The 18004-nt window shown below is 26.3% G+C and carries 15 protein-coding genes and 2 tRNA genes; 9 read left to right on the top strand and 8 right to left on the bottom strand.

Going from position 1 to position 18004, the window contains the following annotated elements:
* Positions 1 to 18: 18 nt before the first annotated feature.
* Positions 19 to 477, top strand: a complete 459-nt coding sequence (gene moaC, locus BHYOB78_RS06795; RefSeq protein WP_012670070.1) for a cyclic pyranopterin monophosphate synthase MoaC — start codon at positions 19 to 21, stop codon at positions 475 to 477.
* A 149-nt stretch (positions 478 to 626) separates the two neighbouring features.
* On the opposite strand, the gene BHYOB78_RS06790 is transcribed toward moaC, so the two are convergent.
* Complete coding sequence (locus BHYOB78_RS06790) at positions 627 to 2459, bottom strand: methyl-accepting chemotaxis protein (RefSeq protein ID WP_020063603.1); 1833 nt, start codon at positions 2457 to 2459, stop codon at positions 627 to 629.
* A gap of 219 nt (positions 2460 to 2678) precedes the next feature.
* Between BHYOB78_RS06790 and BHYOB78_RS06785 the strand changes: the two genes are divergently transcribed.
* The 4 genes from BHYOB78_RS06785 (at position 2679) to epsC (ending at position 7611) form a co-directional block, all read left to right on the top strand.
* Entirely contained in the window at positions 2679 to 4301 is a 1623-nt protein-coding gene (locus tag BHYOB78_RS06785; protein ID WP_020063602.1) for a peptide ABC transporter substrate-binding protein, read from the top strand.
* A gap of 116 nt (positions 4302 to 4417) precedes the next feature.
* Positions 4418 to 5857 (top strand): aminoacyl-histidine dipeptidase, encoded by a 1440-nt coding sequence (locus tag BHYOB78_RS06780; RefSeq protein WP_020063601.1) that lies wholly within the window; start codon positions 4418 to 4420, stop codon positions 5855 to 5857.
* A 99-nt stretch (positions 5858 to 5956) separates the two neighbouring features.
* Positions 5957 to 6871, top strand: a complete 915-nt coding sequence (locus BHYOB78_RS06775) for a PLP-dependent cysteine synthase family protein (RefSeq protein ID WP_012670066.1) — start codon at positions 5957 to 5959, stop codon at positions 6869 to 6871.
* Positions 6872 to 6882: 11 nt separating this feature from the next.
* Entirely contained in the window at positions 6883 to 7611 is a 729-nt protein-coding gene (epsC, locus tag BHYOB78_RS06770) for a serine O-acetyltransferase EpsC (protein ID WP_012670065.1), read from the top strand.
* Between the two features lie 372 nt (positions 7612 to 7983).
* Here epsC and BHYOB78_RS06765 read toward each other — a convergent pair whose 3' ends face one another.
* Both BHYOB78_RS06765 and BHYOB78_RS06760 read right to left on the bottom strand, forming a co-directional pair.
* The gene (locus tag BHYOB78_RS06765) at positions 7984 to 8511 is read right to left on the bottom strand and encodes an SRPBCC family protein (protein WP_020063600.1); all 528 of its coding nucleotides are present in this window, start codon (positions 8509 to 8511) and stop codon (positions 7984 to 7986) included.
* Positions 8512 to 9819 carry an AI-2E family transporter gene (locus BHYOB78_RS06760; protein ID WP_012669937.1) on the bottom strand — a complete coding sequence of 436 codons (1308 nt, stop codon included), beginning with the start codon at positions 9817 to 9819 and terminating at the stop codon, positions 8512 to 8514.
* Positions 9820 to 9963: 144 nt separating this feature from the next.
* Here BHYOB78_RS06760 and BHYOB78_RS06755 point away from each other — a divergent pair.
* The 3 genes from BHYOB78_RS06755 (at position 9964) to BHYOB78_RS06745 (ending at position 10588) form a co-directional block, all read left to right on the top strand.
* Positions 9964 to 10037, top strand: a tRNA-Ile gene (locus BHYOB78_RS06755).
* 29 nt (positions 10038 to 10066) lie between these two features.
* Positions 10067 to 10140: transfer RNA gene (locus BHYOB78_RS06750), tRNA-Ala, on the top strand.
* Positions 10141 to 10243: 103 nt separating this feature from the next.
* Positions 10244 to 10588 carry an ankyrin repeat domain-containing protein gene (locus tag BHYOB78_RS06745; RefSeq protein ID WP_020063599.1) on the top strand — a complete coding sequence of 115 codons (345 nt, stop codon included), beginning with the start codon at positions 10244 to 10246 and terminating at the stop codon, positions 10586 to 10588.
* A 29-nt stretch (positions 10589 to 10617) separates the two neighbouring features.
* Here the strand turns inward: BHYOB78_RS06745 and BHYOB78_RS06740 are convergent, their stop codons facing one another.
* The 5 genes from BHYOB78_RS06740 to BHYOB78_RS06720 all read right to left on the bottom strand — a co-directional run bounded on the left by BHYOB78_RS06740 (position 10618) and on the right by BHYOB78_RS06720 (position 16309).
* Complete coding sequence (locus tag BHYOB78_RS06740) at positions 10618 to 12387, bottom strand: CASTOR/POLLUX-related putative ion channel (protein WP_020063598.1); 1770 nt, start codon at positions 12385 to 12387, stop codon at positions 10618 to 10620.
* 70 nt (positions 12388 to 12457) lie between these two features.
* Positions 12458 to 14404 (bottom strand): TonB-dependent receptor plug domain-containing protein, encoded by a 1947-nt coding sequence (locus BHYOB78_RS06735; protein ID WP_020063597.1) that lies wholly within the window; start codon positions 14402 to 14404, stop codon positions 12458 to 12460.
* Between the two features lie 23 nt (positions 14405 to 14427).
* Positions 14428 to 15012, bottom strand: coding sequence for a hypothetical protein (locus tag BHYOB78_RS06730; protein WP_020063596.1), 585 nt, complete (start codon positions 15010 to 15012; stop codon positions 14428 to 14430).
* A gap of 31 nt (positions 15013 to 15043) precedes the next feature.
* Positions 15044 to 15580, bottom strand: coding sequence for a hypothetical protein (locus BHYOB78_RS06725; protein WP_020063595.1), 537 nt, complete (start codon positions 15578 to 15580; stop codon positions 15044 to 15046).
* A gap of 162 nt (positions 15581 to 15742) precedes the next feature.
* Entirely contained in the window at positions 15743 to 16309 is a 567-nt protein-coding gene (locus tag BHYOB78_RS06720) for a hypothetical protein (protein WP_020063594.1), read from the bottom strand.
* Between the two features lie 602 nt (positions 16310 to 16911).
* On the opposite strand from BHYOB78_RS06720, the gene BHYOB78_RS06715 reads away from it, so the two are divergent.
* Positions 16912 to 17889 carry an ABC transporter substrate-binding protein gene (locus tag BHYOB78_RS06715; RefSeq protein ID WP_020063593.1) on the top strand — a complete coding sequence of 326 codons (978 nt, stop codon included), beginning with the start codon at positions 16912 to 16914 and terminating at the stop codon, positions 17887 to 17889.
* Positions 17890 to 18004 lie beyond the last annotated feature (115 nt).

Raw genomic sequence — 18004 nt, 5'->3', positions numbered from 1 at the left:
AAAATTGAGGTTATAAAAATGAATGATAAATTAACACATATAGATGAAAGCGGTAATGCCAATATGGTTGATGTTGGAGATAAAGATATTGTAAAAAGAACTGCAGAAGCTACAGGAAAAATATATTTATCAAAAGAAACGCTAAAATTGATAGAAGAAAATAATATAAAGAAAGGCGATGTCATATCTGTTGCTAGGATTGCCGGCATTATGGGGGCTAAACATACTTCTGAGCTTATACCTTTATGTCATAATATCAATATAGAAAAAGTATCTTTAGATTTTATTTTGGAAGAAGATGGAATAGTTATAAAATCTTATTGCCGATGCAGTTATAAAACAGGTATAGAGATGGAGGCTTTAACTGCGGTTAGTGTTGCTGCTCTTACAATATGGGATATGTGCAAAGCTGTTGATAAAAATATGAGAATATCTGATATTACTTTATTATCAAAAACTAAAAAAAGTATTGATTAACTTTTATAATAAATTCTTAATATTATATAATAATTATATTTTATAAAAAATAATTAAATTCATATATTTTAAAGTTTTATCTATTACATTATATTTACTTCGATTTATTTCAGTAAATAAAATAATATATAGATAAAACTTATTTTTTATTAATTAAAATGGAAATAAGAAACTTGATCAACTATATTATTTGATTTATCAAGTACATCTTTACTTGCATTTGCTCCTTCATTTGCTATTTTAGAAGTATCCTGAGTTATTCTATTAATTTCTATAACAGCAGTATTAATTTGTGATAGGCTGTTTTCTTCTTCTATGATAGCACTTGATATTTCTGTTAACAATGTTAGTACATCATTAACAGATGTTTCTATTTGATTAAGTATATATGATGAAGCCTGAACAGATGCACTTCCATTTTGTATTTTTTCAATAGTTTCATTTGCTATTGCTGTAATATCTTTAGCAGCATTTCCAACATTTATTGCAAGGTTTCTAACTTCGCTTGCAACTACAGCAAAACCTTTTCCCTGATCTCCAGCTCTTGCAGCTTCAACGGATGCATTTAAAGCTAATATATTAGTTTGGAAGGCTATTGATTCTATTATTTTTGTAATATCTGAAATCTTTTTACTAGCCTCGGATATTTCTGCCATATTTGCTGATGTAGCATTTATTGCATTTACTCCGTTTCTTGTAGCATTTGATACTTTTTCACTCATGTTTTTGGCATTCCCTGCATTTTCAGCAGTCTCTTTCAATGATGAAAATACAAATTCTACTGATCTTGTTAATTCTTCTAAAGAGCTTGCCTGTGATGTGGATCTGTCAGATAAATCTATATTTCCATTAGTAATAATATTTACAGAGTTGTTAATTCCATTTATATTATCTTTCATACTATAAATAATATCACCAAGTTTATTTTGCATATCATTAAGAGATCTTATTACATCTCCGGTTTGATCTTTTTTATTTAATTCTTTTTCATCAAAATGTGTATTGAAATTTCCTTTTGACATAGATTTTATTATTGAAATAGTATTATCCAGAGTATTTGATATAGGTTTTGCTATAACTATGACTAATGTAGCTTCTATTGCTGATAATATTATAAATACAGATATTATTAATATAAGTAATTTTAATAATGATGAATTTAATTCTTTATTATCTAAACTAACAATTATATTCCAATTACTATTTTTTATTTTTGATGATATATATGATAGTTTTTTATCTATCCATCCATAATTATTATTATTTATAATATCATTTTTGTGCTGAGATATTTCTTTATTGTTGAAAATATTTTCTTTTAATATATAGCTTTCATTTTGATTATATATATACAATCCATCTTTATTTATGATATTTAAATTATAGTTATATTTTTTTGCTTCTTCTAAACCTGAAGATATAATTTTAGAAAAATCTACATCTATTCCTACTACACCACCGATTTGACCATTAACATATATAGTTTTTGAAAAAGTTACTACAATAGATTTACTAACAACATCTACATAAGGTTCAGATACTACTATTTCCCTTGAAGCTATAGCATTTTTATACCATTCTCTTGATGTTTGATCATAGTCACTTGGCAGCTGACCAACAGTATTTAATACCGTTCCACCATCTTTGTATGGTATTGTATCAGCATAAAATATGTTTATTAAATCAGGCTCATTGTTTATAATATTTTTAAATACGTTTAATAAGTTATCTCTATTTACTTCCTTTTCTACATAAGAGTAAAATATATTTATTTTTCCGTATAAAGCAGAAATATTATTTTCTATTTCCGATGAAATATTATATGTATTATATTTATTGGAATTTAAAAATCTTGTTTTATACTGAGGAAAATATGCAATATATATTGTTACACAAATTATAAATAATGCCGCCATATATGGTATTAAAAATTTAAATATTAAACTATTATTTCCAATACCGCTTTTATTATTACCCAACATAAATACAACCTCTCTCTAATTAAATTGAAAACAAATAAAATATTTTTTTTAAAACTATATTAATATACCTCATTATATAAAAATAGCAAATACTATATATAAAAAAATACTATTAGATAAAAATATTAATATAATAATATTTTTATATCAAGCAAGATGTAATTGACTGAAATTTTATGCTATGATAAAATATATCAACTATTTTTTGGAGTTTTATTTATGACTAAATTTTTTAAATATGCATTTTTTTGTTTGGTTATACTTGTATTTGCCATTTCTTGCGGAGGCGGAAATACTAGCTATGAAGAAGGAGTATTAAGACTTAATGTTGGACCAGAGCCTCAAACTATAGATCCAACATTGAATTCTGCTATAGATGGAAGTATGTATATAATTCATGCTTTTGAAGGACTTGCCGCAAAAGATAAGCAAGGTAAAATAGTAGGCGGAGTTGCTGAAAGCTGGGATATTAGTGATAATGGAACTAAATATGTATTTCATATTAGAAGCAATGCTAAATGGTCAGACGGAAATCCTGTAACAGCAAATGATTTTGTTTATAGCTGGAGAAGGGCAACTGATCCTAAAACTGCTGCAAATTATAGTTATCAGATGGAGCCTTTGAAAAATGCCAAAAAAATTACAGCCGGTGAAATGCCTGTAGATTCATTAGGTGTTAAAGCTTTAGATGATAATACATTAGAAGTAACATTGGAAGCACCAATTCCATATTTTGATCAGCTTATGGCATATCCTGTTTATTTTCCTTTAAGAGAAGATATTATAGAAGCTAATCCTGATACTTGGACTATGAGCCCTGAAACTTATATAGGAAATGGTCCTTTCAAAATGACTGAGAGATCAATTGATGATAGAATAGTTATGGAAGTTAATACTAATTATTGGAATGTTTCAGATATAGTACCTAAAAAGCTAATATTTATATTAATGGATAATGCAACATCAGTAGTGGCAGGTATTAAAGAGGGTTCTATATATTTCTCTGACAGAGTTCCTACCCAGGATATGGATGTTTTAAAAGAGGAAGGATATTTACAAATAAAACCTTATTTAGCTCTTTATTATTATAGTTTGAATAATACTAATGATACTTTAAAAGATGCAAGAGTCCGTAAAGCCTTATCTTTAGCTATAGATAGAAATTATATAGTAGAACAGGTTACAAGAGGCGGACAGATTCCTGCAGCCGCAGTTGTACCATGTTTGATATCAGATGTTAATGGAAGTTTCAGAACTAATGGCGGCGATTATTATAGTGTAAAACCAGAAGATTATACAAAAAATATAGAAGAAGCTAAAAATTTATTAGCAGAAGCAGGATATCCTGATGGACAAGGTTTTCCTGTACTAGATTTTAAAACTAACCCTGGAGAGCATACTTCTATATTTGAAGCTGTACAGCAAATGTGGAAAAATAATTTAGGAATAGACAGCACAATATCAAGTGAAGAATGGGCAGTATTTCAGCAGACTCGTTTGGATAAATCTTATGTAGTTGCTAGAAATGCTTGGGTTGGAGATTATGATGATCCTATGACATTTTTAGGTATGTTCTTGAGTCATAGTGCTCAAAATGTGGAATGTTATAATAATCCTCAGTATGATGCATTATTGGCACAGGCTTCTTCTACAGGTGATAATAATGTGAGAATGCCTATACTTCATAAAGCAGAAGATTTATTTATGTCTGAAATGCCTATCATACCTTTATATTTCTATACTTTGCCTGTGCTTGTAAATCCTAACTTGAAGGATGTGCAATTTGATACTTTAGGAAAACATAAGTTTTTCTATGCTTATTTAGAAAATAACGAAAAATAAAAAATGATATAAATCATTAAATAAAACAAGGGAGAAATATCCCTTGTTTTTTATTGTAAAGTAATATATTAATATTAAAAATTGTATTATAACAGCAGTTCTTGGAGGAAATTTATATGTTCTTAAATAATTTTGATAATCTTGATTCTAAAGAAGTTTTTAGATGGTTTGAGGAAATAAGTAAAATACCTAGAAGATCTAAACATGAAAAGCAGATAAGTGATTTTTTAGTAAAATTTGCAAAAGATAGAAATTTAGAAGTATATCAGAATAAAGAAAATAATGTAATAATTAAAAAAGAGGCTTCAAAGGGTTATGAAAATATACCTCCTGTTATTATACAGGGACATATGGATATGGTTTGTGAAAAGACTAGTGAGTCAAAACATGATTTTGATAAAGACCCTATAGAATTAATAGTTGAAGGAGATGTTTTAAGAGCTAATAATACTACTTTAGGGGCAGATGATGGTATTGCCGTTGCTTATGGCCTTGCTTTACTTGATTCAAAAGACATAGAGCATCCTGCATTAGAAGTTCTTATTACATCTGATGAGGAAGATGGTATGTCAGGAGCATTTTCAGTTACTGATGAACATTTAAATGGTAAAACTCTTATAAATTTAGATTCTGAGGTAGAAGGTACATTTTGGGTAAGTAGTGCTGGCGGTATTAATACTGTAGCAGAATTTAATATAGAGAAAGAAGCAAATAATAATTCGGCATTAAAAATAGAAGTTACAGGACTTAAAGGTGGACATTCTGGTATGGAAATAGATAAACAGAGAGCCAATGCCATAAAGATATTAGGAAGAGTTTTAGATTCTGTAAAAGATGATATAAATATAGCTTATATAGAAGGCGGTTCTGTTCATAATGCAATAGCTAAAAGTGCTTATGCTGTTATTACTGCTAAAGATGTAAATAAAGTAAAAAATACTATAGAAAAACTTTATGAGAATATAAAATTTGAATATAGAACAGCTGATCCTAATATAAAAATACTTATTTCAAATGCTGAAAATGTGAAAGAATGTTATAAAAAAGAATTAAGTAATAATGTTATAAGTTTTATGATGCTTTCTCCAGATGGAGTTCTTTATATGAGTAAAGATATAGAAGGATTAGTTCAGACAAGTTCTAATAATGGAGTACTTAAAGAAAAGGATAATAAATTGACATTTACTATATTCATTAGAAGTTCTGTAGAAAGCTCATCAAATGAAATAGTATCAAGAGTTAAGACTTTAGCTTCTATTACAAATTCTAATTTTATATATAGAGATGGATATGCTGCTTGGGAATATGATCCTAATTCGAAAGTAAGGGATATTGCTATAAAGGCATATAAAACAATTACAGGTAAAGATCCTCAGGTGGCTTCTGTGCATGTTGGTTTGGAATGCGGAATATTAAAAAAAGCATTGAAAGATACTGATGTTATTAGTATGGGACCTAATATTTATAATGTTCATACACCTAGAGAATATTTAAGTATATCTTCAGTTGATAGGATATGGAGAATTTTAAAAGAAATTATTAAAAATATTAAATAAATAACTTTATATTTTTAGAAAATGTTTTTTTATATACTATTGTTTTTATTTATTTATTAATATATATTAGTAAATAATATATATTTTTTGGGAGACATTATGATATATAATAATATACTTGATATGATAGGAAATACCCCAATTTTGAGGTTGAAAAATATAGAAGATAAATTTAATTTAGGTAAAAACATAGAGTTATATGGAAAAGTAGAAAAGAATAATCCTGCTGGTTCAATAAAGGACAGAGCAGTTAAACAAATAATATTAGATTTATTTAAGGAAGGTAAATTAAAAAAAGGATCAACAATAATAGAACCTACTTCAGGCAACACTGGTATTGCTATGGCGGCTATTGGTAAGTATTTAAAATTAAATGTTATAATAGTTATGCCTTCATCTATGTCTGAAGAAAGAAGAAAGCTTATAAGAAACTATGGAGCAAAACTAGAATTAGTTGATGGCGGAATGGATGCTGCTGTAAAAAGAGCTGAGCTATTAAATAAAAAAATTCCAGATTCTATTATACCTGGTCAGTTTATTAATAAATCTAATGTTGATTCTCATTATCTTACAACTGCTCCTGAAATATTCAGCGATATTCCAGATGTTGATTATATATTTGCAGGTATTGGTACAGGAGGTACAGCCACAGGAATAGGAAAGTATGTAATAGATAAAAATAAAAATACAAAAGTTATTGGTGTAGAACCTGAAGCATCTCCATTACTTACCAAAGGTCGTACATCTGCCCATAAAATACAGGGTATAGGTCCTAATTTTATACCTGAAATTTTAGATTTAAATGTTATATACAAAATAGTAGATGTATCTGATGAGAATGCTATAAATACGGCTAGAGATATATGTTTTAATGAAGGGCTGCTTGTTGGAGTATCTTCAGGTGCAAATGTTTATGCTGCAATAGATTTATACAAAAATTTAACTAAAAAAGATAATATAATAAAAATGCTTTGTATACTGCCTGATACAGGTGAAAGATACTCTTGGAATTAAGGTAAAATTTTATGAAACTTAAAACTTTCAATGAACTTCCTAATCAAAAGGATATTAAGGATATAGTTAAACTTATAAGAGATTATGTTTTTCCTAATTTTTTTAGGGAAAGTCCTAATAGAGATATTGTAAAAAAAAATATAGCTAAGCTTTATATGAAAATAGTTACTGATGATTCTGCTTTGCTAGATTTTATAGAACAGATAGATGATATTACATTAAGTTTAGAACATGATTTGGAATTTTTTTATCAGTCGGATCCTGCTTCAAAATCTTATGATGAAATAATATTTACTTATCCAGGATTTAGGGCTATATTTCATTATAGAATAGCACATATATTTTATAATCAGAAAGAATATTTAATAGCTAGAACTATATCTGAATTCGCTCATTCAAAAACAGGAATAGATATACATCCAGGAGCATTAATAGATGATTATTTCTTTATAGATCATGGTACAGGAATAGTAATAGGTGAAACTACTGTGATTGGTAATCATGTAAAAATATATCAAGGTGTTACATTAGGGGCATTATCATTAACAAATGGAAGATCTTTAGAAGGTCAGAAAAGACATCCTACAGTATGTGATAATGTTACAATATATGCTAATGCTTCTATATTCGGAGGCAATACTATTATAGGTAAAAATGCTGTGATAGGAGCTAACTGCATAGTCTTAGAGTCTGTTGAAGAAAATAAGAAGTTAACACTTAATGATAATATGTATGTATAATAATTTTGTGTAAATAAAGCCTGGATTCAATTAAAATTCAGGCTTTTTATTTTTATACTGATTAGATTATTATAATTTTGTTACATATTTATAGTCAAATTGTATTTCTATATAAAATCTTAAAATACTGTAAATATTCATTTGTCATATAAAATTATTAATATTAATTACATTAAAAGATGGCATTGCCTAAATAACAAGCGTTTAATTTTAATATGGAGCACGTAGAATTTATCTGAGTAATATAAGTATTTTCTAATAAAGCTATAATAATTTATTATTATCTATCATGATAAACTCTATAAAAGATATCTGATAACTAAAGTTATCAGCTGCTAGTTTATCGCTTTAATAAAATTATAATATAATTTTTTACTTATTTTTACTAATAAAAGCTCTTACTCTTCTGAAAAAGTCACTTTTACCATTTTCATCTATAAGTACATATTTAAGCATAAATCTTAAATAAGGATGATATACATACATAGTTTCTTTTATTGTAAGTCTAGTTCTTCCATTTTCTGTATCTTCTAATATATATGTCCATAGAGCTGTATATTCATTTTCTGTTTTTACTATTGATATTTCGCTGTTTTCTATTCTTCTTACCTCTATTAATTCCTGATATGTTCTTCTATTTGAATATGTCTGCATTATTTTTAATTTATCATTATCTAGTTTTTCTAGATGTACTATTGATATATATTTTAACCAAGCAGGGTAGTTTTCATAATCTATAATTAAATTGTATAATTCATTTCTTTTAATATTAAATACCTGAGTTTTTTCTTTTGAGAAAGCTGGAGGTATTCTTTTTCCTATAAAGGTTGGTAGAAATATCATAATAGCCATTAGAAATAATGGAAGTATTATAAATATTGGTACTAGGTAAACTAACATTTATTCGCCTCTTTTAGTTAAAGTGTAAAATTTTGAATGATAATATTTATTAAAAAAGTTCTTTATTGTTATGATTATAATTCCGCAGAATGGAACAGCAAATAATACTCCTAAGAATCCAAAAAGTACGCCTCCTATAATAGTACTGAACATTACAGCTATAGGGTGTATCTTTACTGACTTTCCTAATATCTTTGGAGCCATTATTCCTGAATCTAATATTTGTATGATGCCATATATTATACACATTTTTAAAGCTCCATGCCACCATACAGGTTCTGTGATTATACCTATAAATAATGCTGATATAAATGCGGCAAATGGTCCTATAAATGGTATGTAGTTTAGAATTCCTCTAAGTAGGGCTAATATAAAAGCATATTTAGTATTTGTTACAGAGAGCAGTATGTAACTAATTATAAAGAATGATATTGCTAATATAGTCATTCCAACTACATAACTATTTATAATATAATTTGAATTTTTTATTATATTACTTACAGAGCTTTGCCATCTCATAGGAATTATTTTTATGATTCTATCTTTTATATTTTGAAAGTCAAGCATTAAATAAAAAGTAACAAACGGAAGTATTACAAAGTATGAAAATATTATACTGAATATTGTTGTTATACTGTTTATATTTTGAAATCTGAAATCTATAATTTTTCTATACATCAATGTTATTACACCGCTATTACCAAATAAAAAGTCATTTATAGCTTTTGAATCTATTTCTAAATTTATATCAAAACTTTTTCCTATTGTTCTATTTAATTTTTCTGATAATGATATAAGCATATCTGATATAGAATTGTATATTTTATCTACATATTGAGGTAATGTTTTCAATATTACTTCAATTTGTTCTATAGTTCTAGGAAGTATAAATACAACGAATATTATTGCTAATATCAGTAATGGAATATATATTAATAATACAGCGGCTAATCTAGGAATTTTATTTTGCATTTTTGTTATTAAAGGATCAAACATATATGCAATGAATATACCCCAAATAAACGGCGCCACTAAATATCCGGCTTCTTTAATTACCCATAGTGTGAATAGTGCTAATATTAATACTATTGAAGTTTTTGCCCATATATATTTCCAAAAAGGTATTAGAGCAACTATTAAAATAATAAATAATATTATAGGATTTATTATATCTCTAATTAAATAACAAAAATAGAAAAAAGCACTGAATACTATAGCAATTAATAGTATTTCTCCGCCAATAACTAAAATTTTATTATGTGTTAAAGAATTATTATCTTTAGAAAAAAAATTATTTTTATTAATCATGTTTTATATAGTATAATATAAATAGTTTTTTTACAACATATTTTATGAAGTTTTATTAATTATATAAAAAAATATAAAAAAAGTACTTGCTATTTTTTTTGAATATGGTATAATCTATTACATATCGTTGATGAATAAATTAAAGGGCCTGTAGCTCAGATGGCTAGAGCGTTCGACTGATAATCGAAAGGTCGGTGGTTCAATTCCTCCCAGGCCCACACGCTCAGGTTCTTTAAAATATATAATCGGGGGTTTAGCTCAGTTTGGGAGAGCGACTGCCTTGCACGCAGTAGGTCGTGGGTTCGATCCCCATAACCTCCACATCTTTTATAAAACTATTCTTGAATAATTATTTGAGAATAGTTTTTATTTTTTAACTATAAATAATTTTTCTCCGATAATAAAATATAGGAGTATTTATATTATGAAAAATATCATATTTATACCATTAATGATTATATCTTTAACTTTTATATCTTTTAATAAACTTTATCCGTTAAATCAAGATGAGGAAACATTTTTAGATGCTGCAATATTCGGAGATGAGGATGTTATAAAAGCTATTATTGCTAAAAATATTAATGTAAATATACAAGATGATGTAGGAAATACAGCTCTTATATTAGCATGTATGGAAGGACATATTCAAGTTGTAGAACTTTTAATTAAGGCAAATGCTGATAAATCTATAGTAAATAAGCATGGAAATGATGCTTTATATTATGCTAAAAGAAACAATTATAATGATATAATAAAAGTGCTTGAATAAGTTTTTTATATTTGTATCTATTAAATATATTAAAAAATTAATTCTTCATTTTCTTCTTCTAATACATAATTTGTTATAATTACAATTTCATCTTTATTATCAAGCATACATTCATAATTAGGATTTAAAATAATATCATTGTATCTTTTAATTCCTATTAAAATTATTTTCTTCTTTAATAGTTTAAAATATACATCTTTAAAACTTTTGGATTCATTAAAATAATCTGAATATGGAGACATTATAATATCTTTTCCATTTCTGCTTAGAAGTCCGTAGAAAATATATAATATATTTGAGCTTATAGAAGCCTGAGCCATAAGCATACCTATAAGTTTACCGCTTACTATAAAGTCTCTTACATCATCCGAATATATTAAATTTCTTTTTTGTATAGAGTTTAATAATGATAAGATTGCTATATTTAATTTTTCTTTTTTTATTATTTCTCTTATTATTAAAAGTATATTAATGCTTTTTACATCTGTGATATTATCTTCTGAAATTAATACTATTTTTGTTGTATTTTCTTTTTTTAATTTTTCAAGCATGAATTTATATTTGTTTTTTTGAGATTTTATCAAATCATAGCTTAACATAGTTATATTATTATTTTCTATATATTCCGAAATTTCTTTTATTATTTCGGTGTATCTTTTTTCTTCGCATATTAATAAAATATTGTTTTTATATTTAATAATATTAGGTTTTATATCAGGATATTCTTTTATAGGGTTATCATAGTTATTTTTTGACAATATTATTAGTCTGTTTTCTTTTTTTATTATATAATCATAATTAGGTATTAAAATTTGACTTCTATCTTCTTTTGTTATTCCAAGCAATATCATTCCCTTATCAAAATATTTTGAAGCAGCATCTTCAAATTTCCAATTATCAAAATCATGATCATTTTCTATATAAAATACATTTCCGTCATTAGAAAATAAATCCTCATAAACATTGCTTAGTCCTGTATAAATTATACTTTGTGCTATAAGTTTATAAAGAATTTCATATTTATAAATTACATGAATAACAAAGTTTTTATTTTCTATTGATTTTATTATTTCAATAGTATCTTCTTCATGAACTAATACGCATATATTAATTTTATTATCAATTTTATTTTCTTCATTTTCTTCTACAATCTTTTTTAAAGCTAGAAGTATATTAAGTGATTCTGTATCATCATTATTTATTATTGATATGCTTGATGATTTAGAAATATTTAATAATTTTATATTTTCTATTCTGCTTGTAGTTCCTTCTCTTATTATAATATTAGTTTTTTTATATCCTTTTATAAATGAAACTCTTTTTCTTATAACATCAACATTATGTTCAGATAATATTACTATAGTTTTAACTTTTGCTTTTATAAATTCCTCTACTATAGTGAGAGCTTCTTCTCCATATCCTAATATAATAGCATGATTTTTTTCCATTATAAATGCATTACCTTTGCTTAGATTATTTATTCTATCTTGCAAAGCTTTATTGATCATAGCTATAAGAGAACCCCAGCCGCATACACCTACAAAAGTTACCATTAAAAAAGTTATTACTACACCAGTATTGCCTTCTACAGAAGATATATTTCCCGTATCTATAAACTGCATCAAGCTATCCCAAAATGCATCTTTAGGAGGATACTTAAAAAACACTATTATAAATATTGATACTATTAAAAGCAGAATTATTATTGCAAAAACTAAAAGCATTAATTGATAGAAAAGCCCTTTATTAAGCATTCTGTCAATTCTGTATTTTATATAATTAGATATATCTTTTAACATAAGAAACTCATTATATTTTTTATATATAAAAGATTATACTAAAGTAAATTAAAATTGCAAAATATTTTTATTAAAAATTATATCCTATTTCAAATTCCCAAGTAAAAGGTTTGGCAACAGAATATGTAGAAAGTATAGGAGTTTTATTAAAAATATTTTTAAAATGCATAGAGAATATCAAATGATTAAACCATATAGAGTAGAATGATATATTAAAATCATGAAATACTTCAGAATATATTATTGGTTTATAATCTGATAAAGGTCTTGGAGCAGAGTAGGTATAGTAAATATTTAAAGATAATGAACTTAATACTTTATTTTTAGGTATAAAATCATAACCGAGTAATGCTGTAACAACATGTTCCGGCAAACCTATTTTAGGGAGCTGATTTTCTCCCATATAGGCAAGCTGATAAGAATAACCTATTTTTGTTTTTATCTTATGATACTGAGCAAATGGTATATCATATCCTATACTTGAAGTAAATATATGTGAAGTTGCTGTATCTACATTTTCAGGAACTGCATACAGCCAAATTATTTTATTTGTATATGTTGTATAAGCATAAGAGGCTTCTATTTTTAAATTTGTTATAGGTTCTAATGTTAATTTAGTGAGCAGTTGATTATAGCTTTCAGGCAATAATTTAGGATTACTGAAAGTGCCGTAATAAAGATCATTAAAAGTAGGTGAGGTATAATCACTCATATAGCCAAAATACAATGAGTAGCCTTTATAAAAATTTAAATTAAATCCTACATTGTATGCTAAATAATTATTATTTTTTTGATTAGTAAATATTTCATTTTGATATTCATACTTTATGCTAGGAAGCAATGTAAATATAGGTGTATTATTATCCCAATATCCGAAAGATAATTGCATATCATATTTTATTGAAATAGAATGTCTTTGAGGATAATAATAAAAATTAGTTTCTATAGCATTTGTATCTTCTGTGAGAATATCATATCTGTATTCAGGGGTTAATTTATTATACATTGTAATAGTGTTTGGTAAAAATTCGTCCATTCTTTCTAAAGTTGTATTTAAAGCTATAGCATGCGATTTATAATCTGATACAAATTTACCATTCTGAAAATAAGGTCTGTCTACAAATGAATCAAATAAATATGATAAAGTAACATTATAATTTAAAATATCTGAAAATCCATTATATGATATTGAAGAAGCTAGAGTAGTAAAAGTAAACCAAGAATCAGTTTTATTTATAGGCGGTATTTGATATTGGGCAGCAGAGCTTGAATAAGATATATTAGCAAATACATTTATATAATCTTTATTATCAAATGTATATTTATAGTTGGCAGATGAATTAACTATAAATTGTCTATTATCTCTGAAATTTCCTTGTACTCTGTCTCCTGAAGAATTAATAAAATCATAATGATAATTTGCATCACTATAATAAGAATCAGCAGTAAAAGTAAATACCTGATGTTCATCAATGTTCTTTGAAAATAGTATAGATGGTCTTACTGTATTATAAGCGCCATAACATAATGATATTAAAAGTATATCCTGAACAGGACTTTTAGTTGTTATATATATAGAATTGCCTATTATTTCAATGGATTCTATCAAATTCGATGGTATTCTTCTTAAATCAACTCCGGCATCAGCATTTCCTTTAGCTGTATTCATAAGTATGCCATTAATATATATTTTTATATTATCTCCATTTGCACCAGCAGGATCAACAACTTCATTTCCCATATAATTGCCTTTGTTAATGAATCCCGGCTGATTAGCTAATACTTCCTGAGCATTTTTATATCCCATTCTGTCTATTTCTTCAGATGTTATTATACGATTATTTGCTTTGATAGGAGTTTTGGGATCAGAAATATTATTAGTCTGATTAGTTTGAGATGCATTTGTTATTTCCACTTGAGAAGTAACCCAAATACCGCCTTTTAATTCTCTTATCAAATAACTTTGTGAATATAATAAATTTGTGAATATAAATAATACTATGATATACTTTTTCATATGAATACACTTTTAATTTTATTTTATTGAAGTTTTATATAACCAAAAGGCCACCAATACTTTACCCAATCGCTTGTTTTTTCATTTGGTATAGTATTTTGATCGCTTCCACCGCCATACCAAGCTTGTTCAGCTCCTTCTTCATCAACTATTATAAGTCTATATCTTATCTGCATTCCGATGCCTGTTTTATTATCCCAATATACTCCGGCTATATAATTTTTACCATTATATGTACATACCATACATCTTTTAAAAACAGTTCTAGGGCTTGTTCCATTATTCCATTTATCTTCATAATAATTAGCATCATCTTTGAATTGTCCTGTTACTGTACTATATGATGATGTTTCATATATAGTTTTATTATTAACCATAGTTTTCCATATCTCTTCAATTTTTGACTGAGTTATTTCACCTGTATAAGCTTTATTACCATAATAAATAGTTCCATTATATCCATTTCCAATTTCTACAGCTGATACATTTACTTTTGAATTTTCATTGATTGTTTCTTGTCTAGGATCAGTTACAGATTTAGGAGCACATGAAATAGATATAATTAATATTATAAATATGTTTATTAAAATTTTGATTTTATTTTTCATGATGATTATACCTTGATTATTAATTTATTGTTTATTTTGTTTTAGGTACTAAATCTGAATAAACTGAAAATGCCTTATTTTCTTCTGTAAATTTAGTTTTTGCTTCTTCAAGAGTTTCAGTATAAAAAATACCAGAAGGAGTTCCATCTTGAACCCAAGCTTGAGATATGGATAAAGAAGATTTAGTTAAATTTTTAAATGATATAGCATACCATTTATTAAGAGCCCCAGCTTGAAAAGATTCGTCTATCTTTGTATATATTCCGTACATAATACCAGATGTATTATCATTATTCCAAATTATTTCTGATACAGAAATAGAGTAGCTAATATCTCCCTGAGGATTAAGTACATTAAAGTCTATTTTATTGTTTCCACTTTCTTCTATTTTATAAATTTCTGTTTGATAATTTGGATTATACCAATCTTTGATTAATAAGTTGTAATTTATATTGTTTTTCCATAAAGATGTTCCTGCTGTCGGATTATTTGGATTGTTTCCAGCACATGATATTGCTAAAGTTATCACTGTTAAAAGTGTTAAAAAAATTTTAATTTGTTTTTGCATAATAAATGCTCCTTTATTTTTTATGAATTTTAATAAATGTGAATGTTAGTGTACTTACTATTTCAAATGCTATACTATTTTATGAAATACTAAATTTTAATATTGCAGTATATTATAAATTTTATACTAATTATTTTTATAGAAAAAATTGAAATTAATATATTAGAATTTTTCTATATATCCCCATATAGCATCTTTTCCAGAACCATCTTTATATCTAGTCCATACAGTATTTTCATTTGGTATGTTATTAGGATTGCTTCCGCCGCCGAACCATGCTAATTCTGCACCTTTATCATCGAAAGCGATTAGACGATAAGCATTAGGCATACCTTGATTTTCATTATCCCAATATATGCCTGCAAGATAAAATTTTCCATTGTATTGATAAGCGATATTTTTTATATATTTAGTTCTAATTTCAGGTTTAGGATTTTGATAATCACTGCTAATATCATGATAATTTCCTTCAGAGTCAAACTTTCCTGATTTATATGCATAATCTGTTGCATAATAAATAAATTGATTCTTAACTAATCCTATCCATAATTCTTTTAATTTGTCTTGATCTGCAGTATTAACAACAATAGATTTACTGCCATAATATACTGTAGTGATTATTCCAGATCCGTTATTATTATTAGGGTCATTTGGATTGTTTTTAGCACATGATACGGCTAAAATTAACACCGTTAAAAGTGTTAAAAAAAATTTGATTTGTTTTTGCATAATAGATGCTCCTTTATTTAAATTAAATATTACTGAGTATTTAATAGAGGAGTGCTTAAAGAATTTTTCAGTGCACTCGCCTATTTTAATGGTATCCGACTTCGTTAGTTATTTTATTTATATAAAAAACTAAACTTTACGGTTGCGTGCCAGCGAAGGATTTTCACCCTCATTCCCATATTCTTTGACAGCAAATTATATATAATATTTTTTTTATATCAAGTTATTTTATATTTAAAGCATAAAAATATTATATTATTTTTAATAAAATAAAAAAAATCGATTATTATTTCTAGCTATAAACTCATTAAAAAATGTAACTAACTAATATACTAGAAAGCCAGATATAAAAAGCAGTACAATCAAGAAGTTATCATTACGATGGATACATAGTGATTATAAAAAATAAATTCATATTTATGTTACAAAAATTATATTATACAAGTCAATAAAATATTTTATAATAATTATACTGTATCCTTGAAAAAACATTTTTACTTATTAATAATGTGATAATTATTAATTGACATTATTATTATATGTAGTATAATTACTGTATGTAGTTTCTTAATAATTTTTTTACTAACAATAGGAGTTTGATTATGAAAAAATATCTATATTCTTTATTTATCATAACATCAATGATATTGATTTCATGTTCATCAGAAAAATCTAATTCTAATGCATCATCAGCAGGAGATAAAATATTTAAAATAGGAATTCTTCAGTTAATAGAGCATGATGCATTAGATGCTTCTTACAGAGGTTTTGTTGACGGACTTAAAGAAGCAGGATATGAAGACGGAAAAAATATTATTATAGATTATCAAAATGCTCAAGGCGAACAGGCAAACTGTGTAACTATAGGACAAAAGTTCGTTAATGATAAAAGCGATTTGATTTTGGCAATAGCAACACCTGCAGCACAAGCAGTTGCAAATATGACAAAAGATATACCTATACTTGTTACAGCTGTTACAGATCCTGCAGCAGCAAAACTTGTTGCTGATAATAATGCTCCTGGAGGAAATGTTTCAGGTACTTCTGATTTAACTCCTGTAGAAGCACAAATTGAATTATTAAATGAAATCACTCCTAATTTAAAAACAGTAGGACTTTTATATTGTTCAAGCGAACAGAACTCAGTATTCCAAATGGATATAGCAAAAAAGAAATTAGATTCTATGGGTATAAAATATATAGATGCAACAGTAACATCTGCTAATGAAATACAGCAGGTTGTTCAAAGTGTTGTTGGAAAAGTAGAAGCTATTTATACACCAACTGATAATATGATTGCAGCAGGTATGGCTACAGTTGCTTTAGTTGCTGAGCCTGCTAAACTTCCTGTAGTTTGCGGTGAGGGCGGCATGACTATGTTAGGAGGTACTGCTACTTATGCTATAAGTTATTATGAACTTGGAAAATTAACAGCTACTCAGGCAGTTGCTATATTAAAAGGTGAAAAACAGCCAGCAACTATGCCTATAGAAACATTAAAAACTTTTGATTTGGTAGTTAATACTAATATGGTTAATAGCATTGGCATAACAATACCAGAATCATTATATAATAAGTAATAAATATTAAAATTAAATAAAATATAAGAATTGAGGGAGAATCTTTAATATTTAATAAAGATTCTGCCCCCAATTTTTATTATAATAATTATCATATATTTTAATCAGCAATAAT

It is taken from the genome of Brachyspira hyodysenteriae ATCC 27164 (assembly GCF_001676785.2).
Lineage (GTDB): Bacteria > Spirochaetota > Brachyspiria > Brachyspirales > Brachyspiraceae > Brachyspira > Brachyspira hyodysenteriae.
Note: the sequence above shows the minus strand (reverse complement) of the source record. Positions and strands in the feature narration are given on the sequence as shown.

Excerpts from the sequence above, each read along its gene's own strand:
- BHYOB78_RS06740 (WP_020063598.1), bottom strand. The coding sequence starts at position 12,387 with ATGTTAAAAGATATATCTAATTATATAAAATACAGAATTGACAGAATG.
- epsC (WP_012670065.1), top strand. The coding sequence starts at position 6,883 with ATGAAACTTAAAACTTTCAATGAACTTCCTAATCAAAAGGATATTAAG.
- BHYOB78_RS06785 (WP_020063602.1), top strand. The coding sequence starts at position 2,679 with ATGACTAAATTTTTTAAATATGCATTTTTTTGTTTGGTTATACTTGTA.
- BHYOB78_RS06790 (WP_020063603.1), bottom strand. The coding sequence starts at position 2,459 with ATGTTGGGTAATAATAAAAGCGGTATTGGAAATAATAGTTTAATATTT.
- BHYOB78_RS06715 (WP_020063593.1), top strand. The coding sequence starts at position 16,912 with ATGAAAAAATATCTATATTCTTTATTTATCATAACATCAATGATATTG.
- BHYOB78_RS06760 (WP_012669937.1), bottom strand. The coding sequence starts at position 9,819 with ATGATTAATAAAAATAATTTTTTTTCTAAAGATAATAATTCTTTAACA.
- BHYOB78_RS06780 (WP_020063601.1), top strand. The coding sequence starts at position 4,418 with ATGTTCTTAAATAATTTTGATAATCTTGATTCTAAAGAAGTTTTTAGA.
- BHYOB78_RS06730 (WP_020063596.1), bottom strand. The coding sequence starts at position 15,012 with ATGAAAAATAAAATCAAAATTTTAATAAACATATTTATAATATTAATT.
- BHYOB78_RS06720 (WP_020063594.1), bottom strand. The coding sequence starts at position 16,309 with ATGCAAAAACAAATCAAATTTTTTTTAACACTTTTAACGGTGTTAATT.
- BHYOB78_RS06725 (WP_020063595.1), bottom strand. The coding sequence starts at position 15,580 with ATGCAAAAACAAATTAAAATTTTTTTAACACTTTTAACAGTGATAACT.
- BHYOB78_RS06775 (WP_012670066.1), top strand. The coding sequence starts at position 5,957 with ATGATATATAATAATATACTTGATATGATAGGAAATACCCCAATTTTG.
- BHYOB78_RS06735 (WP_020063597.1), bottom strand. The coding sequence starts at position 14,404 with ATGAAAAAGTATATCATAGTATTATTTATATTCACAAATTTATTATAT.
- BHYOB78_RS06765 (WP_020063600.1), bottom strand. The coding sequence starts at position 8,511 with ATGTTAGTTTACCTAGTACCAATATTTATAATACTTCCATTATTTCTA.
- moaC (WP_012670070.1), top strand. The coding sequence starts at position 19 with ATGAATGATAAATTAACACATATAGATGAAAGCGGTAATGCCAATATG.
- BHYOB78_RS06745 (WP_020063599.1), top strand. The coding sequence starts at position 10,244 with ATGAAAAATATCATATTTATACCATTAATGATTATATCTTTAACTTTT.